The 25,959-nt window shown below is 59.1% G+C and carries 26 protein-coding genes; 16 read left to right on the forward strand and 10 right to left on the reverse strand.

All coding sequences use genetic code 11. From position 1 onward, the window contains the following. Positions 1-11 precede the first annotated feature (11 nt). Together ACTZWX_RS12610 and ACTZWX_RS12615 are read right to left on the reverse strand one after the other, a co-directional pair. Positions 12-1,586: an ATP-binding protein gene (locus tag ACTZWX_RS12610; protein ID WP_444714230.1), complete on the reverse strand. Its 1,575-nt coding sequence runs from the start codon at positions 1,584-1,586 to the stop codon at positions 12-14. Positions 1,587-1,644: 58 nt separating this feature from the next. Next, complete coding sequence (locus ACTZWX_RS12615) at positions 1,645-2,379, reverse strand: response regulator (RefSeq protein ID WP_444714231.1); 735 nt, start codon at positions 2,377-2,379, stop codon at positions 1,645-1,647. A 241-nt stretch (positions 2,380-2,620) separates the two neighbouring features. Here ACTZWX_RS12615 and ACTZWX_RS12620 point away from each other — a divergent pair, with 241 nt between their 5' ends. After that, positions 2,621-3,382: a GNAT family N-acetyltransferase gene (locus tag ACTZWX_RS12620; RefSeq protein WP_444714232.1), complete on the forward strand. Its 762-nt coding sequence runs from the start codon at positions 2,621-2,623 to the stop codon at positions 3,380-3,382. 17 nt (positions 3,383-3,399) lie between these two features. Further along, positions 3,400-4,215: a lysophospholipid acyltransferase family protein gene (locus ACTZWX_RS12625; protein ID WP_444714233.1), complete on the forward strand. Its 816-nt coding sequence runs from the start codon at positions 3,400-3,402 to the stop codon at positions 4,213-4,215. Here ACTZWX_RS12625 and ACTZWX_RS12630 read toward each other — a convergent pair. From ACTZWX_RS12630 to ACTZWX_RS12645, 4 genes are all read right to left on the reverse strand, one after another. Next, complete coding sequence (locus ACTZWX_RS12630; protein WP_444714234.1) at positions 4,175-4,651, reverse strand: FKBP-type peptidyl-prolyl cis-trans isomerase; 477 nt, start codon at positions 4,649-4,651, stop codon at positions 4,175-4,177. The genes ACTZWX_RS12625 and ACTZWX_RS12630 overlap by 41 nt on opposite strands. Next, complete coding sequence (locus ACTZWX_RS12635) at positions 4,651-6,864, reverse strand: acetyl-CoA hydrolase/transferase C-terminal domain-containing protein (protein WP_444714235.1); 2,214 nt, start codon at positions 6,862-6,864, stop codon at positions 4,651-4,653. Before ACTZWX_RS12635 ends, ACTZWX_RS12630 begins: the two co-directional genes overlap by 1 nt. 145 nt (positions 6,865-7,009) lie before the next feature. After that, positions 7,010-7,345: a hypothetical protein gene (locus tag ACTZWX_RS12640; protein ID WP_444714236.1), complete on the reverse strand. Its 336-nt coding sequence runs from the start codon at positions 7,343-7,345 to the stop codon at positions 7,010-7,012. A 223-nt stretch (positions 7,346-7,568) separates the two neighbouring features. Further along, positions 7,569-8,606, reverse strand: a complete 1,038-nt coding sequence (locus ACTZWX_RS12645; RefSeq protein WP_444714237.1) for an NADP(H)-dependent aldo-keto reductase — start codon at positions 8,604-8,606, stop codon at positions 7,569-7,571. A gap of 86 nt (positions 8,607-8,692) precedes the next feature. Here ACTZWX_RS12645 and ACTZWX_RS12650 point away from each other — a divergent pair, with 86 nt between their 5' ends. Genes ACTZWX_RS12650 through ACTZWX_RS12660 form a run of 3 tightly spaced genes read left to right on the forward strand, consistent with a single transcriptional unit; the run spans position 8,693 to position 11,211 of the window. Beyond that, positions 8,693-9,940, forward strand: a complete 1,248-nt coding sequence (locus ACTZWX_RS12650; RefSeq protein WP_444714238.1) for a glycosyltransferase family 4 protein — start codon at positions 8,693-8,695, stop codon at positions 9,938-9,940. Then, positions 9,906-10,469: a phosphatase PAP2 family protein gene (locus ACTZWX_RS12655; protein WP_444714239.1), complete on the forward strand. Its 564-nt coding sequence runs from the start codon at positions 9,906-9,908 to the stop codon at positions 10,467-10,469. The genes ACTZWX_RS12650 and ACTZWX_RS12655 overlap by 35 nt, the downstream gene beginning before the upstream one ends. A gap of 55 nt (positions 10,470-10,524) precedes the next feature. Continuing rightward, positions 10,525-11,211 carry a hypothetical protein gene (locus ACTZWX_RS12660; protein WP_444714240.1) on the forward strand — a complete coding sequence of 229 codons (687 nt, stop codon included), beginning with the start codon at positions 10,525-10,527 and terminating at the stop codon, positions 11,209-11,211. On the opposite strand, the gene ACTZWX_RS12665 is transcribed toward ACTZWX_RS12660, so the two are convergent. Both ACTZWX_RS12665 and dinB read right to left on the reverse strand, forming a co-directional pair. Continuing rightward, on the reverse strand, positions 11,174-12,586 hold the full coding sequence (locus ACTZWX_RS12665; RefSeq protein ID WP_444714241.1) for a pectin acetylesterase-family hydrolase: 1,413 nt from the start codon (positions 12,584-12,586) through the stop codon (positions 11,174-11,176). The two genes, ACTZWX_RS12660 and ACTZWX_RS12665, sit on opposite strands and share 38 nt — an antisense overlap. A gap of 164 nt (positions 12,587-12,750) precedes the next feature. After that, a complete protein-coding gene (gene dinB / locus ACTZWX_RS12670) occupies positions 12,751-13,815 on the reverse strand; it encodes a DNA polymerase IV (protein ID WP_058091763.1) in 1,065 nt (354 codons plus the stop codon). Between the two features lie 115 nt (positions 13,816-13,930). Here dinB and ACTZWX_RS12675 point away from each other — a divergent pair, with 115 nt between their 5' ends. From ACTZWX_RS12675 to minE, 5 genes are all read left to right on the forward strand, one after another. Continuing rightward, positions 13,931-14,209 carry a DUF1244 domain-containing protein gene (locus ACTZWX_RS12675; RefSeq protein ID WP_058091762.1) on the forward strand — a complete coding sequence of 93 codons (279 nt, stop codon included), beginning with the start codon at positions 13,931-13,933 and terminating at the stop codon, positions 14,207-14,209. Beyond that, positions 14,209-14,571: a HopJ type III effector protein gene (locus ACTZWX_RS12680; protein WP_444714242.1), complete on the forward strand. Its 363-nt coding sequence runs from the start codon at positions 14,209-14,211 to the stop codon at positions 14,569-14,571. Before ACTZWX_RS12675 ends, ACTZWX_RS12680 begins: the two co-directional genes overlap by 1 nt. A 23-nt stretch (positions 14,572-14,594) precedes the next feature. Further along, a complete protein-coding gene (minC, locus tag ACTZWX_RS12685) occupies positions 14,595-15,359 on the forward strand; it encodes a septum site-determining protein MinC (protein WP_444714243.1) in 765 nt (254 codons plus the stop codon). A 64-nt stretch (positions 15,360-15,423) separates the two neighbouring features. Next, positions 15,424-16,236, forward strand: coding sequence for a septum site-determining protein MinD (gene minD / locus ACTZWX_RS12690; RefSeq protein WP_444714244.1), 813 nt, complete (start codon positions 15,424-15,426; stop codon positions 16,234-16,236). Positions 16,237-16,239: 3 nt separating this feature from the next. Continuing rightward, positions 16,240-16,491, forward strand: coding sequence for a cell division topological specificity factor MinE (gene minE, locus ACTZWX_RS12695; protein WP_058091758.1), 252 nt, complete (start codon positions 16,240-16,242; stop codon positions 16,489-16,491). A 14-nt stretch (positions 16,492-16,505) separates the two neighbouring features. Here minE and ACTZWX_RS12700 read toward each other — a convergent pair whose 3' ends face one another. Continuing rightward, the gene (locus tag ACTZWX_RS12700) at positions 16,506-17,513 is read right to left on the reverse strand and encodes a DUF2804 domain-containing protein (RefSeq protein ID WP_444714245.1); all 1,008 of its coding nucleotides are present in this window, start codon (positions 17,511-17,513) and stop codon (positions 16,506-16,508) included. A gap of 137 nt (positions 17,514-17,650) precedes the next feature. On the opposite strand from ACTZWX_RS12700, the gene ACTZWX_RS12705 reads away from it, so the two are divergent. The 3 genes from ACTZWX_RS12705 to ACTZWX_RS12715 all read left to right on the forward strand — a co-directional run bounded on the left by ACTZWX_RS12705 (position 17,651) and on the right by ACTZWX_RS12715 (position 20,391). Further along, a complete protein-coding gene (locus tag ACTZWX_RS12705; RefSeq protein WP_444714246.1) occupies positions 17,651-18,385 on the forward strand; it encodes an START domain-containing protein in 735 nt (244 codons plus the stop codon). Between the two features lie 104 nt (positions 18,386-18,489). After that, positions 18,490-18,981 (forward strand): CBS domain-containing protein, encoded by a 492-nt coding sequence (locus ACTZWX_RS12710; RefSeq protein ID WP_444714247.1) that lies wholly within the window; start codon positions 18,490-18,492, stop codon positions 18,979-18,981. 24 nt (positions 18,982-19,005) lie between these two features. Continuing rightward, entirely contained in the window at positions 19,006-20,391 is a 1,386-nt protein-coding gene (locus tag ACTZWX_RS12715) for a PhoH family protein (RefSeq protein ID WP_444714248.1), read from the forward strand. A gap of 2 nt (positions 20,392-20,393) precedes the next feature. On the opposite strand, the gene ACTZWX_RS12720 is transcribed toward ACTZWX_RS12715, so the two are convergent. Beyond that, a complete protein-coding gene (locus ACTZWX_RS12720) occupies positions 20,394-21,377 on the reverse strand; it encodes an AraC family transcriptional regulator (RefSeq protein WP_444714249.1) in 984 nt (327 codons plus the stop codon). 114 nt (positions 21,378-21,491) lie between these two features. Between ACTZWX_RS12720 and ACTZWX_RS12725 the strand changes: the two genes are divergently transcribed. From ACTZWX_RS12725 to ACTZWX_RS12735, 3 genes are read left to right on the forward strand one after another with little or no spacing between them, the layout of a single operon-like run. After that, positions 21,492-23,105 (forward strand): FAD-binding dehydrogenase, encoded by a 1,614-nt coding sequence (locus ACTZWX_RS12725; RefSeq protein WP_444714250.1) that lies wholly within the window; start codon positions 21,492-21,494, stop codon positions 23,103-23,105. A 4-nt stretch (positions 23,106-23,109) separates the two neighbouring features. Beyond that, on the forward strand, positions 23,110-24,297 hold the full coding sequence (locus tag ACTZWX_RS12730) for an L-lactate dehydrogenase (protein WP_444714251.1): 1,188 nt from the start codon (positions 23,110-23,112) through the stop codon (positions 24,295-24,297). After that, a complete protein-coding gene (locus ACTZWX_RS12735) occupies positions 24,294-25,952 on the forward strand; it encodes an acetolactate synthase large subunit (RefSeq protein WP_444714252.1) in 1,659 nt (552 codons plus the stop codon). The genes ACTZWX_RS12730 and ACTZWX_RS12735 overlap by 4 nt, the downstream gene beginning before the upstream one ends. The last annotated feature ends 7 nt before the right edge of the window (positions 25,953-25,959 follow it).

Here is a 25,959-nt window from a genome sequence, read left to right on the forward strand (position 1 = left end):
TGAGCACTGGCTCACAAAATGGCGTCATCCGGCTTACGTCTTGGCCAAACCAGGCTGAATCGCGCGCCGCCGAGCTCGTCACTGCGCCCAACAAAGGCCTGACCGCCATGCCAGTAAAGAATGCGCCTTACGATGGACAACCCCAGGCCATAGCCACCCGAGGTTCTGGTGCGGCTGTCATCCAGCCGGGCAAAGGCGGTGAACACCTTCTCCCAGTCTTGCTCGGGGATCCCCGGGCCGTCGTCTTCCACGTCAACCCGGCAGTTGTCCTCGTCAAGATGGCAGTTCACCAACACCCGGCCAGCAGCATACCGGCCAGCGTTGCCCACCAGATTCTGGATAGCCCGGTGGATGTACCTGGGCTCCACATCCGACAGGGCCCAACGCTCGGATTCCTCATCTATACGACACTCAATCCGGATCTCCGGGCGGATCATCTGTTGTTCAGAAACCACTTGCCGAACCAGGTCTGTTACCGAGTCCTCTCGCAAGCTGAACACCGGCCCACCCTGCTCCAGGCGGGCGTAGGTCAGTATTTCATCGATCAGCTCATCGAGCTCCTGGATATCACCATCGATACCCTCCAGCTGCTTCTCGAGAACCTCCGGGCTGCTTCCGGATTCGATCATCTGGACACCAAAGCGAATTCGGGCTACCGGAGTGCGCAACTCGTGGGAAACGGCGTGGATCATTTCCCGTTGAACCTGAACCAGCCGCTGTATGTGCTCCGCCATACTGTTAAACGAACAGGCAAGCCGCGACACCAGTGTGCCATCCTCAGACTCCACCCGGGCACCCATTTCGCCACGGCCAATACGCACTGCCACAGATTCCACCTTCCGGAGATGGCCATCGACAAACCTCATGGCCAGGAACAAAGCGGCCGCCAGCACCGAGCCCACCACGATGCCAAGCAAGACAATCATTCGCCAGGCCCAGGGATTGAACGGTGACGGCATGCGAACGACAACCAGATCACCTTCCTCAAGACGCAGCAGCACCTGGGTGTTTCGGGTGCCCTGCTCATTGAAAACCACCAGCCCCGTGTTGGCGATGTCTTCGATAACGTCCTGATTGGGCAGCGCCTTCAGGTCCTGTACCGGTTCAACACGCACGCCCAGGGCCTCCGCCAGTTGCGCGGCAACATCGGCCCGCTGCTCAGCGCTCACCGTTTCCAGATGCCATCGAACTACCAGGGCAACTGCCTGGGCCATTTCCCGGTATGGTTGCTCAAGGCGCAGGCTGACGAGGCCACCCTCGAAAGAGCGAACCAGATAACGAAACCCAACATCGGTACGTTGCGCCACCACCTGCCCATACCCCAGCCGCTCCATGGCCACTTTGTCCAGGTCGAACTGTTCAGGCGGGCCAGATCGTAGGTCGAACAGGGAGGGCATCCAGTGATACTGCCTTGTGGGCGCGGGCGTCGCCGCCAGCCAGCGCATCAAAGGGTTCGCGAACCGTTCATGCCAGAATTGATGACGAACGGAGTTGATACCGTTGAACAGAAGAACACACAGCAGAATGACCAGCGCGGTGACACCGGCCAGGCGAGCATAGACTGTCAGGAAAAATTTCAGGGACATTGGGCCTACCCTGGTAACACGGCCTGCCCACCAGGGAGGACAGGCCGCGGAAAAACGGTCAGGCTTCTTTTACGAACAGGTAGCCTTTACTGCGTACCGTTTTTATTCGACGAGGGTGAATGGGATCATCTCCGATTTTCGGCCTTATACGGGACACCCGAACATCAATGGAGCGGTCCTGGCCGTCGTACTCGATACCACGCAAGGCGGTAAAGATCTCTTCACGGCTGAGCACCCGACCGGCATTACTGGCCAGCAACCAAAGCAGGTCAAATTCTGCGCTCGTCAGGTCAATGCTTACTTCACTGAGCCAGGCCTCCCGCATGGAGCGATCAACCACCAGGTCATTGAACTGCAGGCGCGCAGGCTCCTCACCACCTTCTTCCGGATTACCGGCAGGGGCGGTTTCCATCCGCCGGAGCATGGCGCGGATTCGGGCCAGCAGAACCCTTGGCTGTACCGGCTTGCCGATGTAATCATCAGCCCCCATTTCCAGACCAAGTACCTGATCCAGGTCGTCGGTTCGGGCAGTGAGCATGATGATGGGGCCAGCATAGAAGGGCCTGACTCGACGGCAGATCGACAGGCCGTCTTCGCCCGGCAACATGAGATCCAGCACAACAAGATCTGGCTGCTCATTACGGATTCGTTCAACTGCGGCTCCACCGTGAGTTTCCAGGGAGACTGTCAGCCCGTTGCTTTCGAGGTACTCGCGGGTAAGGTCCGCAAGCCGTTCATCGTCCTCTACGATCAGGATTCGCCAACTCTCGTTTGTCTGTTCCACGCCATCCATCTCTGTTTTTTTATTCCGGTTTTGGGGGTCGTCCACCCGACAATACAGGCAACGTACCGTTACGGCAATTATACATGCTATACAGAAATATACATGGAACGGTCATAGCGTTACAGCCTGTGACACAAATCCGGTTAGCGACAGATCCCGGCCATTGTCATATAGACGTCACCGGCAGTTCACCTCACTGTCACAGGAGCTTCATAGCCTTGGCGTGTAATTGAAACAAGAGGCCAAGGCCATGACAGCACAAATCGCCCGTTCCCAGCCGCGCCGGGGGCGCCAGCTGAAAACCACCCTGACACGGTGCCCACAACTCATCGAAACCGCCCAGCGACTGCGTTACAGGGTTTTCTCCGAGGAGTATGGCAGTGATCTGGGCGCCACCACGCCGGGTATCGATGCCGATGCCTACGATGCCCTGTGCGACCACCTGATCGTTACCGATGGCGGCACCGGTGAAGTGGTTGCAACCACTCGCATCCTGCACCAGAGCGACGTGCCTTCGGTTGGCGCCTTCTATTCTTCAGGCGAGTTCGATCTGAGCAACCTGGGTAAATTGCCGGGCACCCTTGCGGAACTGGGCAGGACCTGCGTTCATCCCGATTACCGCAATGGCGGCACCATCACCCTTTTGTGGGCGGCCCTGGCGGAATACCTGGATAGCCGGAACGTGGACTATCTGATTGGCTGCGCCAGTATCAGCATGGCCGATGGAGGCATGAAAGCCTGGCGGATAGCACGGCACCTGCAGAATGAATACCTTGCCGCTCCTGCATTCCGGGTAACCCCACTCCGTGCCCTGCCACACCTGACCCGCGCCGAACACGAACACAGCGATGACGTGCCAGCCCTGATTCGCGCCTACATGCGCCTTGGCGCAAGGGTGTGCGGCGAACCCTGCTGGGACCCGGACTTCCGCTGCGCGGACCTGCTGGTGGTTCTGGAAGTCAGCAAACTGACCGCCAGGTATAGCCGGCATTTCATGGGGCGCACTGCCTGAAGGCAAAGGAGCAGCAGATGGGGTGGATACGATTACTAATCCGGCTTACCGGGTTCCTGGTGTTTCTTGCGGGCACCTGCGCCCTGGCCATCACCCTGAAACTGGTCGACCTGTTCCGACGACAACCTGTCGACCGCTCACCCTGGGCCGCTTTCTGCTTCCGTCGGGCCTGCCAATACCTCGGGTTCCGTATCCGGGTGCACGGCCAGCCCGCGGAAGCCCATGCACTCTACGTTGCCAACCACATCAGCTGGTCTGACATTCCCATATTGGGGTGCATAACGCCGTTGAGATTCCTGTCCAAGGCTGAGGTGGGCAACTGGCCAATTATCGGCTGGCTCGCTAGGCAAGCCGGCACCTTGTTCATCCAACGCGGAAGCGGCCAGGCCAGGCGAATAAAAACGGAGATAAGCCGATGTCTGAATGCCGGCGAGTCTGTCCTGGTGTTTCCGGAAGGCACCACCAGCTCGGGATTGGCTGTGCTACCGATCCACGGTTTTTTGCTGGCCTCCGCCCGCGACGCCAACACACCGATCCAGCCAATAACCATCGGTTACCGCAGAGAACATCGTCCGGATCCGATCGCCCCGTTCATCGGTGACGACAGCTTCCACGCCCACCTGATCCGGCTGCTCAGGCAACCGCCGACCCAGGTGGATGTGGTGATTCACCCGACCATAGACCCGGCCTGCCCGGAATCGAGTAACGCCCTGACCGCTTTAATCCATCAGCAGATCAGTGCCGGTTTGAAGCGTATTCACGCAGGCGAATTCGAGGCCACGCCCACCGGCCTCAGGACAGCGGACGCCCCTGGGCTACCTCGTCTTCCGTAGCCTCTCTGCGACCGACGATCTCCAGGTCAAAATACAGGGTAAAGCCAGCCAACGGATGGTTGGCATCTACCTTCACCAGGTTGCCATCGATGGACACCACCTGCACCACCTGGGCCTGATCGCCGGAATTGGTCTGGAACTTCATACCAACCTGCAGGTTCTCCACACCTTCAAACAGCGAGCGGGGCACTTTGCGGACCAGGTCTTCGCGGTAGTCTCCGTAGGCCATTTCCGGCGGAATGGTGACTTCGAGGCAATCGCCCACCCGGCGGTCTTTCACCGCTTCCTGGATGCCCGCGATGATTTCCGGGGTGCCGTACAGGAAATGCAGTGGCTCACTGCCTTCCGAGGTATCCACCAGCTCACCTATACGGTTCTTGAGCACGTAATGGACAGTGAATACTTCGGGCTTGAGTTGCGGCTTATCGGCTTGCATCAGCTTGTTTTGTTTCCTGTTTCTTTACGGGGTTCGAGTTTTTGCAGGCCATGGATTACCAGCTTCCGGTCCAGTTTTTCCCGGAATCCTGACGGCTTTTTCAAACCCATTCGATCAAGCAGGGCGTCATAGCGCCCCTCTTCGTCATCCGCCTTCAGGGCCTGCCAGATGGTCGCCAGTTTACCACGGGGAGTAGAGGTTGCGGCTTTCAGCCCCTTAAGGGCTTTCCCTAATTTCAACTCTTCGTCGGTGAAATCCTTGCCAAACGGGAAGGCCGGGAACCAGTCGCCTTCCCCCCCGGCCTTCAGGGCCCGGGCGACTTTCTCAGGGGTATTCTGGCGCCAGTGCGCCGGGAGTTTGAAGTCCGCTTTTACCTTGCCCGCTTTCTTGGCCTGCGCCAGCAATGACTCCTGGAATCGGGAGTCGGCAATCCGGATCAGCCTGAGGAACACTTGTTCATCGGACTGCCCACGAAGGTCCGCGATGCCGTATTCGGTAATCACGATATCCCTCAGGTGTCTTGGGATGGTGCAGTGGGCGTAGTTGAATACAATGTTCGAGACGGTCTTACCAGCGGAGACCCGCGTGGCTCTCAGGGCCAGGATGGAGCGAGCCCCCGGCAACTCATGAGCCATGGCCACAAAGTTGTACTGGCCGCCGACACCACTCACCACACGGCCATCCGCCAGCCCGTCCGACACCGCCGAACCGTTGAGAGTGTACATCATGGCGGAATTGATAAACCGTCCATGGACCCGTTGTGCCACCTTGAGCTTCTGATCACCGAAGCGATGGTCATAAAGGTGATTGATAAAATTAACACTGGTCATGCAGATCTTGTCGCGCTGGTCGTCCGACAGCTCTCTCAGGGCCTGATAGAACTTCTCCGGGCCAACGTAGAAACCACCGTGCAGGGCAATCCCACCAGCCAGCTTGTCGCCCAGCGCCAATGCCTCGAGCGCTTTACGGGTGTCGGCATTGGATAGATCCGCCTCAACCGATACCTCCTCATTGAGTCGTATCCTTCCGCCCTTGAACTCAACATGGTCGCGCAGCACCCCGTGCCGGACCAGCCAGTTCACATCCCGCGCCCGCAATGGTGAGGCGATCAGGCCTGCGTTGTGCAAAACGTCCAGGGCCTCCAGGCTTGGGGTCTCGGTGAGTTCACCCCGGTTGATCAGGTTCTGCAATTCCGGGTGGTTGTAGACTTCGCGCTTGAGAATACCTTCCTGAAGCAGGTAGACAAAACCGTCCACCATCATTTCGCTGCATCCATACAGTCCCTGTTCAAAAGGTTCTGTACCACCATACTCCTGCACCACCGGAAACTGATCCTGCACCTGCAGGTGATCGAACACGGCTTTCCAGGCGTCATTATGCTTGTGTCTGGTGATGGCACTGTGTACCAGGGCAGCGCCAAGAGACCCGATCCCCACCTGCAGAGTGCCGCCATCCTTCAGCAAGCTGCTAGCGTAAAAGCCGATCAGGTGGTCCGCGGGGCTCACCGCCATCTGGGGCGCGGAGAATAACGGATAGTCGGAGGCCCGGTGAGACAGGATCACGTCAAACTGGCTGGCTTCAACCTCGGCGTGATGACCGAACCACGGCAGGTGGTGATTGAGCTCTGCCACCATGGCCACCGGTGTGCCAGCGGCTTCCCGTTCCCGAAGCAGCGGGAGGATGTCCAGGGTCAAATCCGGATTACAACTGAAGCTGAGGTGTCCTGGCTGACCATGATCTTCGCCAGGCGACATCAGCTGGCCCAGCACATTGACGCCCTGCGCCATCAGGTCCCGGACGGCGTGGGTATAGTTGGTACAAACGTAGTGGCGCTGCTGGCTTTGATTGTTGAGATAACTGCCGGCCTTGAAGAAGAATTCCGAGACAGTCACGTTGTCTGGCAACCGGTTACGATTGACGTCTCGCGCGTAATCCAGCTCAGGAATGTTGCCATAAAGGCGTTTGGTAAAAGGCCCCAGAAAACGCTTCTCCAGCGACGATGCGCCCTCGGGAGCCAGTAACGACAACGCAGTGACAATATGCAGCTGAATTTCCGGATCATTCTTGGCGCGCTGGTAAAGGGCATTCGCAAAGCGAACGGGCTTACCAAGACCGAGAGGTAACCCCAGAGTAATGCGCTTTCCTACCCGTTCGATTACCCGGTCCACGCACGCGTTCGCGTCGTCGTAATAGACTCCGTTCTGTTCTGCCATCACCAGCTCTCCACTTTTTGAGAATCGCAACGGGTTCGATGATCACACGACAGAATGAAGCTGACAATGCGTCAGGTCATGAGATTGGCTGATTGGTGGGAGTAACGTAGGAAGATACGGTTAAAACAGGGGCCTTGAAGATGGTTCAGAAACGCCAGCGCAGGTTAAGAGCCGCACCCTCGTTCAACAGACCGATGCCATGATCCGGCTGCGCGGGGTCAGATGCGTAGGTTTTCTCCTGCGTACGGCGGCTCAATCCGATACTCAACAAACGCGAACCGATAGCGGCAAAAGCATCCAAATGGTCGTCTTCGTAATCTCCAGACATCCATTCCTGAAGCTCATAGATTTCCTCGGCCGATACCATGTCATCACGCTCAGCCATCATACGATCGGTCAGAATCGGCTCAGCGGCTTCGGCGCGCACTACGAACGCGACGAAGTTGAGGGCCAGCAGGGCGATAAACAGACGAATGATCATGATGACAACAAGCACCCGGAAAAATGATTTCGGAACATTAACGCTTCAGTACCAAAGTCTAATGATTCTCCCTGAAAATGGTGTGACTTTGTACACAAATGCGCCAGTAGCCCGACGCAAACTGGTCACTTTTTTGTCAACAAATGATCACTTGTATTGCAATCTGTAACCGCCCCGCCCCGAGAAACCGGAAACAGGGCAACCTCGCCGTAGGCTGCCTCCCTCAGGGACAAGGGTAGGTAAATTCGTCGTGAATAGCCTCCACGGCCGCCACCAGATCGGGGCTGAGCCGGATATCTGCAGACCCGACATTTTCCTTCAACTGGTCCATGGTGGTTGCACCGATAATGTTACTGGTCACAAACTCGCGGCTATTCACCCAGGCCAGAGCTAACTGCGCCGGGGTCAGCCCATGATGATGGGCCAGCTCCACGTAGGCACGGGTTGCATCCGCAGCCCGTTCCCCGGTGTATCGGCTGAAGCGCTCGTAAAGCGTCAAGCGGGCCTTCTCCGGCCATTTTCCGCCCAGATACTTGCCTGTCAGCATACCGAACGCAAGGGGTGAGTAGGCCAACAACCCGGTGCTTTCCCGGTGGGCAAACTCCGCCAGGCCCAGCTCGAAAGATCGATTCAGGAGGCTGTAGGGGTTCTGGATGGAAGCCACCCTGGGCCACTGTTTCTCGCGGGCCAGACGCAGGTATTCCATGGTCCCCCAGGGCGTTTCGTTGGACAATCCCACGTGGCGCACCTTGCCCTCTTTGACCAGCTCTTCGAGGGCGCCCAGCGTTTCCTCGATAGGGGTCGAGGTTTCGTCCGGGTTACGCTGATACCCCAGCTTGCCGAAGAAATTTGCACTGCGGTCTGGCCAGTGCACCTGGTAAAGATCGATGTAATCGGTTTGCAGGCGCGCCAGACTACTCTCACAGGCTGCGCGAATATGCTGCCGGGTCAGCCTCGGGCCGCCGCGCAGATAACTCAAACCATTGCCCGGTCCAGCCACCTTGGTGGCAATCACCAGATCCTCCCGGCGCCCTCTTCGAGCAAGCCAGTTGCCCAGATAGGTCTCGGTCAGGCCCTGGGTCTCCGCTCGTGGCGGCACCGGATACATCTCGGCCACATCGATGAAGTTGATGCCTGCCCCGATAGCGTATTCCAGTTGTTCAAACGCTTCCTGCTCGGTGTTCTGCTCCCCCCAGGTCATGGTTCCCAGGCAGATCAGACTGACATCAATGTCGGTTTGTCCAAGTTTTCGCGTTTGCATGAGATCTCCTCGTGCACATAGAAGACGTAAAGGGAATGTCACAAAGTTGTCGCATGGCTGTCATGCCGGATTTCCATAGTAGAAGCATGACAGCGACATATTCAGGACGCACCGTGACCAACCCCAAGCTGGCTGACCGGCGCCCGCAACACATTACCATTGTTTCGGAGACGTTTCCGCCGGAAATCAACGGCGTGGCCAACACCTTGAAGCACCTGTGCCAGGGGTTGATGCAACGGGGCCACAAGATCACGGTGGTAAGGCCAAAGCAGGCCCATGAGCAAAAAGGGTTGTTTGAAAGCACCGGTGACGGCCTCTTTACCCGTGAACTGGTGGTCACCGGCCTGCCCCTGCCCGGATACAGCGATCTGCAGTTCGGCGTGTCGCGCCCGGCCACCCTGAAAAAACTCTGGCAAAGTCAACGACCAGACGCCATCTACGTTGCCACCCAGGGACCGCTGGGTGTAGCAGCGGTATCCGCCGCCCGAAATCTTGGCATCCCGGTGTCGTCCGGCTTTCACACCAACTTCCATAGCTACTCCCGTTACTACGGTGCCGGCGGCCTGGAACGATTACTCTGCGCCTATGGCCGCTGGTTTCACAACCGGACCGCCATCACTCTGGTGCCAACCCGCAAAATGCAAACGGTTACGCAAGCCATGGGCATCCACCCGACCGGCCTGTGGAGCCGCGGCGTGGACTGCCATCGTTTCACTCCCCATAAGCGTGACCATGACCTGCGCGCCCGCTGGGGGCTGACCAACCGTGACCGGGCGGTACTTTACGTGGGCCGACTGGCCGCCGAGAAGAACCTGCGCATGGCGGTCGCCTGTTTTGAACGGATCCGGGGCCTCCATCCCAATGCCCGCTTCATTCTTGTGGGAGACGGCCCAATGCGCAAACAACTGGCGGAACGCCACCCGGAATACATTTTCTGCGGCACCCAACGCGGAGAGGATCTGGCCAGGCATTATGCGTCGGGCGACCTGTTCCTGTTTCCAAGCAAAACCGACACCTTTGGCAACGTGGTTCTCGAAGCCATGGCCAGTGGGCTCGGAGTGGTCGCCTTTGACGACGCGGCGGCCGCTGAACACCTTCGCCACGAAGAAAACGGTCTGAAAGCAGAGCTGTCGGAGGACGAAGCCTTTATCAACCACGCATTGCGACTGGCTGACCAGCCCACCCTCTTGAGCCGGGTTCGCGCCCAGGCCCGCCTGGATGCGCTGGATCTGAGCTGGAACAGCCAGATTGAACAATTTGAACACCTGGTACTCAACCAACCGGCACAGGCCCGATACCATGGCATCAACAAACAAGGCATCTCGCTTCTTTGACCTGGCAGACCAGCGTGAATATGCGCTGTGCCAGGCCATCAACCGTGCAGTCCGGTTCCGGCCTGTACTGAGCTATTTTCGGGTCGTCAGCCGCCTTGGCGACGGCTGGTTCTGGTATGCACTGATTCTCGCCCTGCCCCTGCTGGCTCCGGAACAGGGGTTGGGGCTGGCGGTGCTGATGGCCTTTACCGGACTCACCTGCACCCTCACCTACAAAGGCCTGAAACACAAACTTATCCGGGAGCGCCCGTTTATCTCGTTTCCGGCCATCAATTGCGGCACACCACCGCTGGATCGCTACAGCTTCCCTTCCGGGCACACCCTGCACGCAGCCTGTTTCCAGGCCATGCTGTTCGTCGCCATGCCAGTGGCCGCCTGGTATGTTCTACCCTTCACCCTGTCGGTAGCCGCCTCCCGGGTGGTTCTGGGCCTGCACTACCCGAGCGATGTTGCCGCGGGGGCTGTCATCGGCGCAGGCATGGGCTGGGTGTCAGTACGGATGTTCGGCGCGACCTTCGCCACGCTTTAGTGTCCCTGAGAAACTGGTCTAAACTGGTTCCGAAGCCTTATTGCCGGAGCCCGTCATGAAGCACGGAAAACCCTTCATCATTGCCGTGGCCACCGCAGCAGCACTGGTGTTACTCTGGCCTGAACCGGCCGACACACCACCAGGGCAGGTCAACGACCAGCCCCCCAACGCCCCCCTTTCACAAGCCCCTGCAGACACGCCAGTGCCGATCGATCTGGCCCCCGAGCAACGGGCATTGCTGGAAGACCCCAGAATCATTCAGTTCGCCCAACGACTCGATTTCGAAGAGGAACTGCAACGCTTTTTCCAGGAAGCCGCCGAACTGGACGCCCAGCAAAGACAGAACCGGGCCGACCAACTGGAACAGCAGCTTGCACGCTACGAGCAGGAAACCCAGGTCAGCGCGCCAGAAGCGCTCATGATCAGACTCGCTCTGCTACAGCTGCTGGAGCAGGACGAAGCGGCCGCCAAGGCGGCGGCCACAGAACTGATCGAACGCTATCAGGCCCGGTCTGAGGAACGCCTTGAGGCCTGGCGATCTGCCCCCAAACCCGAGTTTGATCGCTACAAGGTCCGGGAGAAAGAGATTGTTGAAGAGGTCATGGCTCTTGACCGGATACCCGGAGGGCTGACCCGCGACCAGTATCTGCGTCAACGCCTGCTAGAGGCGCGGATCGAGACCATGGGCCAGCCCGAACAAACCCTCAGAGCAACTGGTCCAGCGACCAGTAGAGCAGATTGAACGGTTTGTTGTAATCCGCCACCGTGTCAGTCTCTGAAGCCTGCATAACCGCACCGCTGCCGTTCATCACGTTGTTCACGAAGTGGTACAGTTCCAGGCCCAGTTCCTGAATATCCGAATTGGCGAACTCGATGATTGAGGTGCAGTGGCTTTCATTCACATCCCGGAACATGGCCAGGTAGTAACCGAAGTTATCAAGCCCGGCCAGGGTGTTTTTCAGGCGTTCGGTATCCTGCACCCATTTCTGGTGAAGCAGGGCCTCCTTGGTAGCCTGATCCGGCGCCTGTTCGATGTCATCGAAGAAACGTTCGTAGGAATAGGATGAGTAGTTCAGGTCGCGCCAGAAATGAGTATGCCCCTTGCGGTCCTGAGGTAATGCGCTGGCCAGGGCGGGATACAGCGACCCAAGGTCACTCAGGTTCAATCCGGGCAAGCCAGACTTCAGATAGGCCAGAGGTCCATTGGCCTGATCCAGCCCCCACACCTGCCGGATCAAACCCTGCAGCAGGACCGATGGGTACTGTTGCGGATCTGCCCCTGCCGGCGCACTGAATGCCGGCCCGGAATCGTTGATCAGAAAACTGCGGGTGGGCGCAATGTCCCGGCGGGCCGGATAATAGTTCGTCAAGCCACCGATACCACCTGCGCTGCAGCCAGTTGTCAGCATCTGCCCGGGCCGCTGGAGATTGTCTTTCAACCAGGAAATAACCGCCCGGCTATTACGCAGCCCGTTGTGGTGCCAGACCAATGGTTCAGCCTCGCCCTCCGGGTCCTGGTACACCGCTACCCGGTCGCCGGAGTATATGTCGCCGGTGCAATAAGGCACGTAGACCATATTCCAGTTCTGGGTTTTAACCCGGCTCCAGGGATGCAGGCGCACCACAAACGGGCTGACCAGGCTTGCGCCGGGGTTCAACAACGACAGGTAGTCGTCCGGTATACCATCGGGGTTACGGGCACCACGAATGCCAGTCTGACCGCTGCAACTTTCATAGTCCCAGCAGGCACCACCACCTTCAAAATAAACCACCGTATTGGAGGTGTTGGGCACCCGGTTTACAAAGAACTTGTATTCGGAACCGTTGCCACATACCGCACCGGTTTCCGGCGCCAGTGGAACAGTCTGCCACTGGTAGTAGGCACCGGGCGAAAAGCCGTCGTTATACCCTGGCGGATTTGCCAGCAGGGGGTAGTCTCCCTGGCGCTGGTCAGAGGTAACCGGATTATCCGCTTCGGGCGGCGAAACCAGATTCCCCAAGGTTCGCCAGAACCCGTAATCACCAAGTTCTGCAGCGGCGGGGGCGGCAAAGGCTAATAGTAACAACCCGGCCAGCGCACTATGGCGACACCGGGACCACCTGCCAGGCTTGTTCATTTTTTGCTCTCCCGCACTTGTTATTTTAATGGGCGGGCCTGGCCCGCAACGATTACAGCAGGAAATCGTCAACCTAAAACTAGATATGACACAATGTCACGTCAAAGAGAGCGCAAGACCGATTTACACTAAAAAAGGCGGGGATATAGCCACTTGGGAAGAGATCAGTCGAACAGCCTCAGCTGGGTAACCGGGGCTTCATCGTTGCGAAAACGCACACCCACCCCCAACAAACGGACTGGGCGATCGGCCCGGGTAACCAGTTCATCCAGCAGGGGCTGGTAATCGGCAACCTCTGGTTCGGCCACCGATTCCCGTACCCGCTCCAGGGTATGAGTTGAAAAATCACTGTAGCGGATTTTCACAAACAGCTTGTGGATGGGCTTCTGCCGCCCCTTTCTCGCCAGTCTCAGATTGAGATCCGCCACCAGGGCGGGCATCACGGTTTCACAGGCAGTTTTGTCCGGCAGATCCTGGGAAAACGTCCGCTCCACGCTGACCGATTTCGCCACCCGCGAGACAATTACCGGCCGCTCATCCCGGCCCGCGGCCATTTCAAATAACCGGTAGCCCTGCTTGCCGAATTTCTCAATCAGGGTGTCCACCCCCAGCAACTGCATGTCACCGCAGGTTTTCACGCCCATGGAATGCAGCTTGGCGGCCGTCACCTGGCCCACACCGAACAGCTTTTCCACTGGCAGGGATTCGACAAATTCCGGCACCTGCTCCGGCGTGATCACAAACAGGCCGTCGGGCTTGCGCCAGTCACTGGCAATCTTGGCCAGAAACTTGTTCGGGGCCACGCCGGCGGAGATGGTAATACCCACCTCCTGCCGAACCCGCTCTCGCAAATGCCGGGCCATCAGGGTGGCGCTGCCCCGGTGTTCGGTTATGTCAGACACATCCAGAAAAGCTTCATCCAGCGACAGGGGCTCAACCAGATCGGTCATTTCCCGGAGAATGGCCATTACTTGCTGAGACGCGGCCCGGTATCGCGCCATATCCGGTGGCACGGTCACCAGCCCCGGGCACAGCCTGCGGGCTTCACTGCCGGGCATGGCCGAGCGCACACCAAAGGCCCTTGCCCGGTAGTTGCACGTCGTCACCACGCCCCGGCCCTCGGCGCCGCCAACTGCCAGGGGCACGTCCCTCAGCGTTGGGTCGTCGCGCATCTCGACCGCCGCATAGAAGCAGTCGCAATCCACATGAATGATCTTGCGCTGGGGCATGGTCCTTGGGCTCGCGTAAACAATCTGTACATTTATACAGCCTTGTATCTTAAGCTAACATGCAGAGAATGTCAGGAACCCGAACATCAAACCGGAACGTCATCTGCGAGGCCCCATGACCAACCCCATACCCGAGTCTGACCGCACTGAGATCGAAGCCGCTGCTTTCAGGCGCCTGGTGGAGCATTTACGCCAGAATACCGACGTGCAGAACATTGACCTGATGAACCTGGCGGGCTTCTGCCGCAACTGCCTGTCCAAATGGTACCGGGCAGAAGCACAGGAAAGAGGCTTTGAGCTATCCGATCCGGACGCCCGGGAAGAAATCTACGGCATGCCCTATGAGCAGTGGAAAGAAAAATATCAGATTGGTCCGAAGCAGGATCACAAATAATGAACATAAATGAGACAGTGCGCATCCACCTGGCTTCCCTCGACGCGGGCCACGCCAATTTCGATGACACCCTGGCGCTGATCGACCAGCATTTTGAGTTTCAGCCCACGGGCTTCAACAATGGCCCGGTGCGAAACGATGCCGGTGAAAATGCCGGTTCCTGCCGGGTGTTCGCACTGGGCCAGTACTGCAACCTGAGCGAGGTGGATACCCTGAACCTGTTTGCCCAACACTATCAGCAGGTCCTGGGCGACCCAGCAGGCGACAGCCATGGCAACATCCGTCAGTTCATCAGCACGGGCTGGTCTGGCATCCGGTTTGATCAGCAGCCACTGCGCGCCCGCACCGAACCCACCCAGTAAGCCACCAGGGAAGACACTGATTCATGAGCGATACCGCCGCCTCCGGGCTAAAACAGAGTTTCCAGCTGAAAAGTGCCTCTGTTTCGCTGACAGCCCTGGAACTTTATTACTTCGACAACGACGAGTTCGAAGCCAATCTTCGGGACAAGATCAGCCAGGCTCCGGGATTTTTCAAGGACATACCCCTGGTGATCAGCCTGGAGAAATACGAGGGGCTGGACAGTGAGCTGGACTTCTTCAAGATGATCGGCACCTGCCGCCGCCATAACATTCATGTGATTGGCGTTCGCGCCGGTAACGACGACCAGCGCCGCCTGGCCCGCGGAGCCTCACTGGCCCTGTTTCCCGGCAGCAGCGTGCGGGAACAGGCGCCGGCCAGCGCGCAGTCTGAAGAGAACGCCGCCCCGGACATTGAGACCGCCAGCCCAGCCGCTCCCACGGCGATCGAACCGGCGCCGGCAAAAATCATCAACCAGCCCGTTCGTTCCGGCCAGCAGGTATACGCCCCGGAAGGCGATCTCATCATTCTGGCTCCGGTTCAGGCCGGCGCCGAAGTGCTCGCCGCAGGCAATATCCACGTGTACGGACCACTCAGGGGGCGCGCGTTGGCGGGCATCCATGGGGCTGAAACCGCCCGGGTGTTCTGTCAGTCACTTGAAGCAGAGCTTGTGTCCATCGCCGGACACTATAAAATCTCCGAAGATCTTCAGGACAATGGCTGGAAAAGCGCTGTGCAAATCCAGCTCAGGGACGACCTGCTGGTGGTGACGCCACTGGACAAGGCCTGATGTTGTGACAGCCAATAACAACGTTGAAGACATGACGAATCCACTGCGAAACAGGAACTGAACCTTGGCTAGAATCATTGTCGTTACCTCAGGAAAGGGCGGCGTTGGCAAAACCACCACCAGCGCCTCAATCAGTACCGGCCTTGCCAAGCGCGGCCACAAGACCGTCGTAATCGACTTCGATGTGGGCCTGCGCAACCTCGATCTGATCATGAATTGTGAGCGCCGCGTGGTCTATGACTTCGTCAACGTGATTCAGGGCGAAGCCACACTCAACCAGGCGCTGATCAAAGACAAGCGGGTAGACACGCTGTTTATTCTGCCCGCCTCCCAGACCCGTGAAAAAGAAGCACTGACCAAAGACGGTGTGGAAAAAGTCATCAACGAGCTGTCGGAAACCTTCGATTACATCGTCTGTGATTCCCCGGCCGGCATCGAGCACGGTGCTCTGATGGCCCTGTACTATGCCGATGAGGCCATTGTGGTCACCAACCCGGAAGTCTCCTCTGTACGGGATTCCGATCGAATCCTGGGCATCCTCCAGAGCAAGTCGCGGCGGGCCGAGATGGGACAGGACCCGGTCAAGGAGCACTTGCTGCTCACCCGCTACAACCCGGACCGGGTAGAGCGTGGCGAGATGCTGTCTGTCAGCGATGTTGAGGAGATCCTTGCCATTCCGTTGCTCGGGGTTATCCCGGAAAGCCAGGTGGTACTCAACGCCTCCAACCAGGGCCTGCCCGTCATTCTGGAAGACCAGAGCGATGCCGGCCAGGCCTATGATGATGCCGTTGCACGACTTCTGGGTGAGGAGCGTGAACACCGCTTCATGACCTCTCAGAAGAAGGGCTTTTTCTCACGGATGTTCAAGGGGGGCTAAGGGATGAGTTTTCTGGATTACTTCAGGAGCAAGAAGACCAACACGGCAAGTGTGGCAAAAGAGCGATTGCAGATTATCGTGGCCCACGAACGTGGCCAGCGCGACATGCCGGATTACCTGCCACAACTTCAGCAGGAACTGCTGGATGTCATTCGCAAATATGTGCAGATCAGTGACGATATGGTTCAGGTGGACGTGGACCGCAACGAAAGTTGCTCGGTCCTGGAACTGAACGTCACGTTGCCGGAAAAGTAATCGCTGCGCCCGCCTTACCAGCGGGCATAGTGATCTTCCATCAGTCCCCGCAGTCCGTCTACGGGGACTGACTGGCCCGCCTCATCTCTCACCGTTCCCCGGAAGGTGCCCACAAACTGCCGGAAATTGGAAGCAAGCACGCCGGCGTTCAGGCGTTCTTTGCGCGTGCCGGCTGGCACAAAGCTCAGATCCACCAGGCCGTCCTCAGTGGTCACCCGCCAATCAGCCCCCGGCTGATACCGGTCAAACTCAAAGCGGGCGGCACCCAGTTTCACGCACCGGCCATCCAGCCACAGGGCGTTCTCGGTCATCCCGGTTTCATTCACTCCGGCCGCCAGATTCAGCCCGATCGACACTCCCTGCTCCGTTACCCCGGCCAGACAGGCCCAGTTCCAGGCAGTTTCCCGGCGCATAAAGCCACAACTCCAGTCGATGGAGCCGCGGGTTTGCTCATCACAGCGCCATACCTGCTGGCCCCAGCGCACTTCGCCCTCAACCGGTATACCGGCGGATTTGCGGGTAAAAACCCAGCCGTTGTAGCCCGCCGGGCAGACCAGCCTCAGGGGTTGATCGGTATCTTGCAACTCCAGGTCCACCTGAATATTTCCCGGGGCCGTTACCCGAATGTTGCGGCCTCCGGTGGCCGGCTCGATGGCCAACGACACGTCACCTTTGCGGAACCGGGCATGGCCATGCTCAGGATAGGGTTCAATCTCGGTGTGCCGGGCCAGTGGCTGGATAAACGATTGCTCGAACATTTGCCCGCTTTCAAAATCGAACAGGTAAAAGAACCCGTTACCCAACAGTTTCAGGTCCACAATCGCCATGCCGAACACCCAGCCGGGCGCCATGGCGCTGACGAACTGGAACTGATTGAACCGCCAGTGCCGGGCCAACCGGGACCGGGGCCGGTCCATAACCGTGCGCAGGTCAAAGTCCATGTAGTTAATGGTCTCAACCGGCTGGTGCAACACACCCGGTACAATTCTGCCCCTGGCATCAATCAGGTTCTTTTTGTTCATAGTTATCGTCAGATCAGGCCATTCATGAGTTGTGGCGCACCAGTTCGCAACCTGGTTCACAATCCCTTATTCCCGCCAAAAAGCAGAAACCGGCACCGTGTTAGACTCAGCGCACCTTCATCAAGGAAGTGTAGCTTATGACAATAACCAGAGCCCATGGCTTCAAGGGCATGATGGCGGGCCTGCTGACTTTTCTCATGTTTCTGCCCCTGCCCAGCCTGGCCAGTGACCACCCATCCCTGCCCTCGGAGGATGCCCCGGAGTGGTCCCTGCGCAAGGAAGTCGACAACATCCGCATTTACACCATGGACCAGAGCAATTCCGGGTTTCAGGCCTTCAAAGCCGTGGCCGATCTGGACGTTCCGCTGGAAAACCTGATGGCGGTGATGATCAACCCGGAATCCTGCAAGGAGTGGGTTCATAACTGCACCGAGTCCTACGCCTTTGGTCAGGGCAGCTTTCACGATCGCTACGCCTACTCCGTCAACGATATGCCCTGGCCGGTAACCGACCGGGACTACGTTCTGCGCATTCAGACCCGTGGCGATGCCAAAACCGGCGAAGTGGTTATGGACCTGAACGCCGTGCCCGATATGCGGGCGGAGTTCAAGAGCAGGGTACGGGTTGATCGCTCAGACACCCTTTACCGCTTTACCCCGGACGGCGACGACAAAACCCGGATGGTCTGGGTGCAGCACACCGAACCCAACGGTGCGCTACCCGGCTGGCTGGTCAACAACCTGCTGGTCGACATACCGATGAAGTCCATGCAATCGCTGGAGGCCGTTGCCAAAGAAGAGAAATATCAGGGCCATCGCCTGGAATGGTCGGAGAACGGTAATCTGCAAGCAGTTGTGCCGGCTAACCGTTAACCGGCCACGCCCGGCGCTTGAACAAGGCGCAGATACAGGGGTGACTGAAAGCCAAGGAACGGCTAAGCTTCCTCAAAAGGACTGCAAATGGAAGATGCCCACCAATGAGCGTTCTCGCCCATGAAATCATGACCCCGACCGTCAAAGCCGTGCCACACCACTGGACCATGGACCGTCTGGCTCGTTTCCTGACGGACAACGAGATTACCGGCAGCCCGGTGACAGACGACAATGGCGATATCATCGGCATCGCTACCCTCAAAGACATCACCGAGTTTCGCTGGAACGCCAGCCGTACCGGTGATCAGCCCCAACTGACTCCCGAAGAACAGGAAGAAGCCCGCCGGTTGCGCATGGTTATTTTTGAAGAAATGGGCAAAGTGCCGGTTGAAGTGCGCGATATCATGACGCCCATCGTATTGTCGGTTGACGAAGATACCCCGGTGCGAGACATTGCCAACATTATGATGCGTGAGCACCTGCATCGCATTTTCGTCACCAGGGATTCAAAAATTACCGGCATCATAACTACTTACGATATGCTGAAGCTAATTTCCCACCAGGAACTGACGCAACGCTGCGCCGAGAACGACTGAGCCACCAGAGAGGTAGCCCTACCTATGCCAAGAGCACCGCAAGCTCGCCGAAAAATGTACGTCCTCGACACCAACGTCCTGATTCACGACCCGAATGCCCTCCTGAATTTTGAAGAACACGACGTCATCATTCCGATGACGGTCCTCGAAGAACTCGACAGCCTCAAGTCCGGCAAACAGACCGTCGCCGCCGATTGCCGCCAGGCCATTCGCAACATCGACAAATTGCTGGGCGATGCCAGCCCGAAAGTCATTGAAAAAGGGGTGCCGATTGTACGCGGCAAAAAGGCCGAGCCGCTGGGCACCCTGTCCATCATCATGAGCACTGAGGGTACCGGCGCCCATTCCCTGCCGGAGCACCTGAACGACAACAAGATCATCAATACCCTGGCCGCCCTGCAGGCCCGGCACAAATCCCGTGACATTATCCTGGTTAGTAAAGACATCAACATGCGCCTGAAAGCCCGGGGCTTTGGTGTGGAAGCCCAGGATTACCACAACGACCAGTTGCTGGACGACATCGATCTGTTACCCAAAGGCTACAAGGAGTTCCAGAACTCCTTCTGGGATAACATCGCCAAGGTAGAAACGGTACAGCGTGAAGGGGTCACCGAACACCTGCTCAAACGTGAGGGCGAACTGGCCAGACTGAACATCAACGAGTTCGTGATTGATGAACACGGTTTTGTCGGCCAGGTGGTGGACATCTCCGACGACCAGCTGGTGATCAAAGACCTGCACCAGCACGACCTGATGAACGAGGAAGTCTGGGGGCTGGTGCCACGGGATATCTACCAGGCCATGGCCCTGCACCTGCTGCTGGACCCAGACATCCACCTGGTCAACCTGACCGGCTCCGCCGGCTCTGGTAAAACCATTCTCGCGCTGGCCGCCTGCATTGAAATGACCGTGGCCAGCAAGCTTTACAAGCGGATTATCGCCACCCGCTCTACCCAGGGGCTGGACGAAGACATCGGCTTTTTGCCTGGCACCGAGGCCGAGAAAATGGAGCCCTGGCTGGGCGCCATCGTGGATAACCTGGAAGCCCTGCATGAAGACGATGAGAACATGACCGCCAGCGTCGACTACATCCTTAGTAAGGTGCCCCTGCACTTTAAATCGATGAATTACATCCGGGGCCGCAGCTTCCAGCACAGCCTGATCATTATTGACGAGTCCCAAAACCTGACGCCGCACCAGATCAAGACCATCATCACCCGGGCAGGTAACGGCTCAAAGGTGATTTGCCTGGGCAACCTGGCGCAGATCGATACGCCGTACCTCAGCCCTTTGAGCTCCGGCCTGACTTACATGACCGAGCGCTTCAAGGGCTTTCGCCACGGAGGCCACATTCACCTGCAGGGTGTACCGAGGTCGGTGCTGGCGGAGTTCGCCGAAGCCAACCTGTAAGCCTAAACTGCCTCCAGCTTGCGCCAGCGCGCCGGGGGCATCCCTGTCCAGCGGTGGAACGCCCGGTAGAAGGTACTCGGTTCGGCGAAGCCGAGGGATAGTGCAATATCCGCCAGGGACTGGCGGGATGCTCGTACGGCCGCCAGGGCAAGTTCCTGGCGCACCTCATCCAGCAAGCTGTTAAACGTGTAACCCTGAGTCTCCAGCCTGCGCGCCAGCGTCCGCTCACTGATACCCAACGCTCCCGCTGCCTCTGCCCGACGGGGCAAGGTTGGCCCGACACGTGCCACCAGCCATTGCCGCAGATCCTCTGCCGACACCGCTCCCTTTTCCAAGGCGGCCAGGCGCCCGGCATTGTATTGCTCGTGTACCTGAGCCAGGGCCGGGTCTGCCTGTGGCAGAGGCTTGTCCAGCATCTCATGACTCACCAGCAGACCGCTGAATGCCTGTTCAAAATCCACTGGGCAGCCAAACACCTCCCGATAACCGCGAACCGGCCCCAACCGGGCCTGACTGAACTGAACCCGCACCGGCCGCACCGCCGATCCCGCTATCCAGTCTGTCAGGCTCACCACCGCCGACAATACGGCCTCAATCTGGTGCGGACTGAATGCCAGCCGGCCCTGCCTTGGATGGTAGACAATCCAGGTACCCCGGCTGCCGGGCAACATCTGGAAGCGCCCACCGTCGGAGATCAGGCGCTGATACTTCTGCACCAGGGTAATGGCTTCGCGCAGTGTCGCTGCACTTTGCATGGCAAAACTGACGGCATCAATGCTGGCCGGGCGCACGCCCGTGCCCACTTTCAGACCAAAACCCGGATCGTGGGTACAGCGCTCGGCAGCGTGCCAGAGCCGGGTAATGAAATCGATGGGCCAACGCTCCCAGGCCAGTGCCTGTGCTGGCAAGCCCGCAGTTTCGAGCAACACCGTGTCGCCAACCCCCAGACGGCGTGCGGCATCGATCACGGTGTTGACCCATCCCATGGAAACGGTGGCTTCTAAAGTCAATTATTCTGGCCTCTGAAGTCAATTCAGATCCGATCATAGCGTTATATGGTCTGTAACAACAAAACCAAAAACACAGTTTGGACATGCACCATGGCAAAACCTGATTGCTCAGACATCCTGATTGCCGGCGGCGGCCTGGCGGGCATGGTTACCGCCCTCGAAGCCCTGCGGGCGGGCAAGACTGTTACCATCGTTGACCGGGACACTCCCGAACGCTTTGGCGGCCTCGCGTTGTGGGCCTTTGGTGGCATGGCGCTGATCGACACCCCACTGCAGCGGCGTATGAAAATCGCCGATTCGCCGGAACTGGCCCTTCAGGACTGGCTGCGCTTCGGCGAGCTGGACCCGAACGATGAGTGGCCCATGCAGTGGGCCCGCTATTACGTTGAACATTCCCGTTCCGAGGTGCACGACTGGCTCGCCAACGAGGGCATTAAATTCATGCCTGCGGTGAACTGGGTAGAACGTGGTCGGTTTGGCGATGGTAACAGCGTGCCCCGCTATCACGTCACCTGGGGCACCTCCCGGGAACTGGTGCGTTGCATGGTTAACGCCCTGCATGAGGAAAATGCCAGCGGCCGCCTCACCATTCATCATCGCCACCGGATCACCGGGCTGGACCATCAGGCGGGTGAGGTCTGCGGCGCCGTTGCCATTAACGAGGAAACCGGCGAAGAGGTCAGGTTTGAGGCCCACAATGTGGTACTGGCCATGGGCGGCATCAACGGCAGCCACGCTGAGTGCCGGGCGAACTGGCCACGTACTCGCCCGCAACCGGCCACCATGCTCAATGGTGCCCATCCGTTTGCCGATGGCAAACTGCATCACTGGGCCAAAGACCATCTGGGCGCGCTCATCACCCACGCCGGTGAAATGTGGAACTACGCTGCGGGCTTTCCCCACCCCTATCCGCATTTCCCGGGCCACGGCCTGTCGACCATTCCGTGTAAATCGGCCCTGTGGCTGAACCACCGGGGCGAACGCATTGGACCGGAACCCCTGGTGACCGGTTTTGATACTCACTGGCTGTGCCAACGGGTAGCTGAACAGGAAAAACCCTGGACCTGGCACCTGCTGAACCGCCGTATCGCCCTGAAAGAATTTGCCATCTCCGGTGCCGAACACAACGCCCGCATCCGGAACAAGCAATTCCCCCTGTTCCTGAAAGAACTGCTGCTGGGTAACAAACCGCTGGTCAACCAGATGCAGAATGAAAGCCGTCACTTCCTGGTGGATGACACCCTGGAAGGGCTGGCGAAGAAAATGAATGCCCTTACCTGTTCCCTGGACATCGACGCTGCCACTCTGAAAGCCACCGCCGATGCCTTCGACGCCAATTTCAGCAAGGGCAATCAACTGAACAACGATCCGCAAATCCGCATGATTCGCCACGCCCGCCAATGGGGGCCGGACCGGCTGCGTACCTGCAAACCGGCGCCGCTGCAGAAGCCAGGGGCCGGCCCCTTCATCGCCATCCACATGCAACTGACCACCCGCAAGAGCCTGGGCGGCCTGCGTACCGACCTGCAAAGCCGGGTGCTGGATGCCAGCGGCCAGCCCATCCGAGGCCTGTACTGTGTGGGTGAAGCGGCCGGTTTTGGCGGCGGTGGCAGCAACGGCAAACGGTCATTGGAAGGCACCTTCCTGCCCGGTTGCATTCTGACCGCCCGGGCGGCCGCCCGTTCCATCACCAACGGAGGCTGACACCATGCCCCTGAGTTATCCGGCCACCGCCGCCGATTATCAGCAACTCGCCCGGCGCAAACTGCCCCGGTTTCTAGCGGATTATCTGGACGGCGGAGCCACCGAAGAGCAAACCCTGCGGGCCAATGTCAGCGGCTGGCAGGACATCGCCCTGCGCCAGCGTGTGTTGATTGATGTCGACAACGTAGACACCCGCGCCGAGCTGGCCGGCCAATCCTGCAGTATGCCAGTGGCCCTGGCCCCTCTGGGGCTGGCCGGCATGATGGCACAGCGGGGAGAGGTTCAGGCGGTAAAAGCGGCCAATGCCGCCGGGGTGCCGTTTACCCTATCCACCGTTGGCATTTGTCCGCTGGCAGAGGTGAAAGCCGCCGCCAGCGCGCCCTTCTGGTTCCAGTTATACATGATTCGTGATCGGGACTACGTAGACACCCTGCTGAGAAAGGCCTGGGACGTCGGCTGCCAGACGCTGATCTTTACCATCGACCTGCCACTGCCTGGCCCCAGGCACCGGGATACCCGCAACGGCCTGAACAGCGCCGGCGCACGATCTGTCGGCCTGAAAGCCCAGCAACTGCTGTCGCGGCCGGGATGGCTCTGGCAGGTGGCCATAAAAGGCAAACCCCTGACCTTCGGCAACCTGAGCGACGCAGTGCCAGAGGCCAGCAATCTGGATTCCTTCAAACAGTGGGTGGATACCCAATTCGATGCCTCCGTTACCTGGCAGGCCATCGAATGGCTGCGGGAACGCTGGCCCGGCAAGCTGATCCTCAAAGGCATTCTGGAGGTGGACGATGCCAAAGCAGCCGTCAACGTGGGTGCCGATGGCATCGTGGTCTCCAACCACGGCGGTCGCCAGCTCGACGGCGTGGCCGCCACCGCCAGCAAACTCCCTGATATCGTTGCCGCCGTTGGTAAAGACACCGAGATCCTGGTGGATGGCGGCATCCGCAACGGCGTGGACGTTTTCCGGGCCCTAGCCCTGGGGGCTAACGGCGTGATGGTTGGCCGCCCCTGGGCCTGGGCCTTGGCGGCGGAAGGCCAGGCAGGATTAACCCGACTCCTGAACACCTGGCAGCAGGAACTGAAGCTGGCCATGACCCTGACCGGCGTCACCCGAATTGCCGACATCAGCGCGGCCCACCTGGACCTGCCCAACACACATAAATTGACCCAAGCTGGAGAACAACAATGACCAACGGCGCTCAGGCACTCATGAAAACTCTGGTGGATTCGGGTATTGAAGTCTGCTTTACCAACCCGGGCACCAGCGAAATGCATTTTGTCGCCGCCCTGGACAGCGAACCCAAGATGCGGGCCGTGCTGGCGCTGTTTGAAGGCGTCGCCACTGGCGCAGCGGATGGCTATGCCAGGATGGCGGACAAACCTGCCGCCACCCTGCTGCACCTGGGCTGCGGCCTGGGCAACGGCCTGGCCAACCTGCACAACGCCCGCAAGGGTAAGGTACCGGTGGTCAACATTGTTGGCGACCACGCCACCTACCACGTGAAGTACGACGCCCAGTTGCAGTCTGATATCGAGACCGTGGCCCGCAACATCTCCCCTGGCTTTGTGCGCACGTCACAAAGCACCGAAGCCCTTTGCCAGGACGCCGCCGAAGCCATCACTGCGGCCCGGGGTTTGCCGGGCCAGGTAGCCACGCTGATTCTGCCGGCGGACGTGTCCTGGGGCGAAGGCGGCAAACCTTGTGCAGCACCAACACAGCCGCAGGCACCGGCGGCCGATGACCACGCCGTTCAGGCCGCCGCCGAAGCCATTGGCAGTGGCAAGAAAACCGCCCTGCTGCTGGGTGGTCGGGCGCTGCGTGAGCCCGCCCTGCTGGAAGCAGCCCGCATTGCTGCCCACAGCGGTGTCACCCTGTTCGCCGAAACCTTCCCGACCCGTATCGAACGGGGCGCCGGGCTGCCGCCGGTGGAGCGGATTGCCTACCTGGCGGAACTGGCGACGCTGCAGCTTTCCGAGTTCGACCACCTGATTCTGGTGGATGCCAAGGCGCCGGTATCGTTCTTCGCCTACCCGGGCAAGCAAAGCTACCTGGTGCCGGATAACTGCACCGCACACACCCTGAGCACCCCGGAGCAGGATGCCGCCGCCAGCCTGAAGAAACTGGCCGACACCCTCGGTGCCAGCAACGCCGAACCCAAGCTGCAGGCGCCCGGGCGCCCCGGCCTGCCGAAAGGCAAACTCACCGCCGAAAAAGTTTGCCGGGCGGTGGGCGAACTGATGCCCGAGAACAGCATCATCGTGGATGAATCCATCACCTCCGGCCTGATGCTCAACGCCATGACCGCGGGCTCACCAAGGCACGACATGATCACACTGACCGGGGGCGCCATCGGGCAAGGCATGCCCAATGCCGTCGGCGCGGCCATCGCCTGCCCGGATCGCCAGGTTTATGCGCTGATCGGCGACGGCACCGCCATGTACACCAACCAGGCACTGTGGACCATGGCCCGGGAAAACCTGAACGTGACCACCATTATCTTCAACAACGCCTCCTACTCCATCCTGAACGTAGAACTGGAACGGGTCGGCGCCGAAGAAGCCGGGGCCAAAGCCAAGTCGCAACTCGACATCAGCGGCCCGGTTACCAACTACGCGTTACTGGCCCAGAGTATGGGCGTGCACGGCACCCGGGTAACCACCGCCGAAGAGCTGATCAAAGCCATGGAGTACGCCAAACACAACCCCGGCCCGCACCTGATTGAAGCGGTGGTACCGGAATCCCTGAATGGCGTAAAAAGAAAGGTACTGCCCTGGCTGCTGAAATCGCTGCCGAGCCTGCCAAGGCCGCTGACCAAGGCGCTGAAGAAGAAGATTGCGCCCTGAAAAGGGC

It is taken from the genome of Marinobacter sp. NSM (assembly GCF_052380025.1).
Lineage (GTDB): Bacteria > Pseudomonadota > Gammaproteobacteria > Pseudomonadales > Oleiphilaceae > Marinobacter.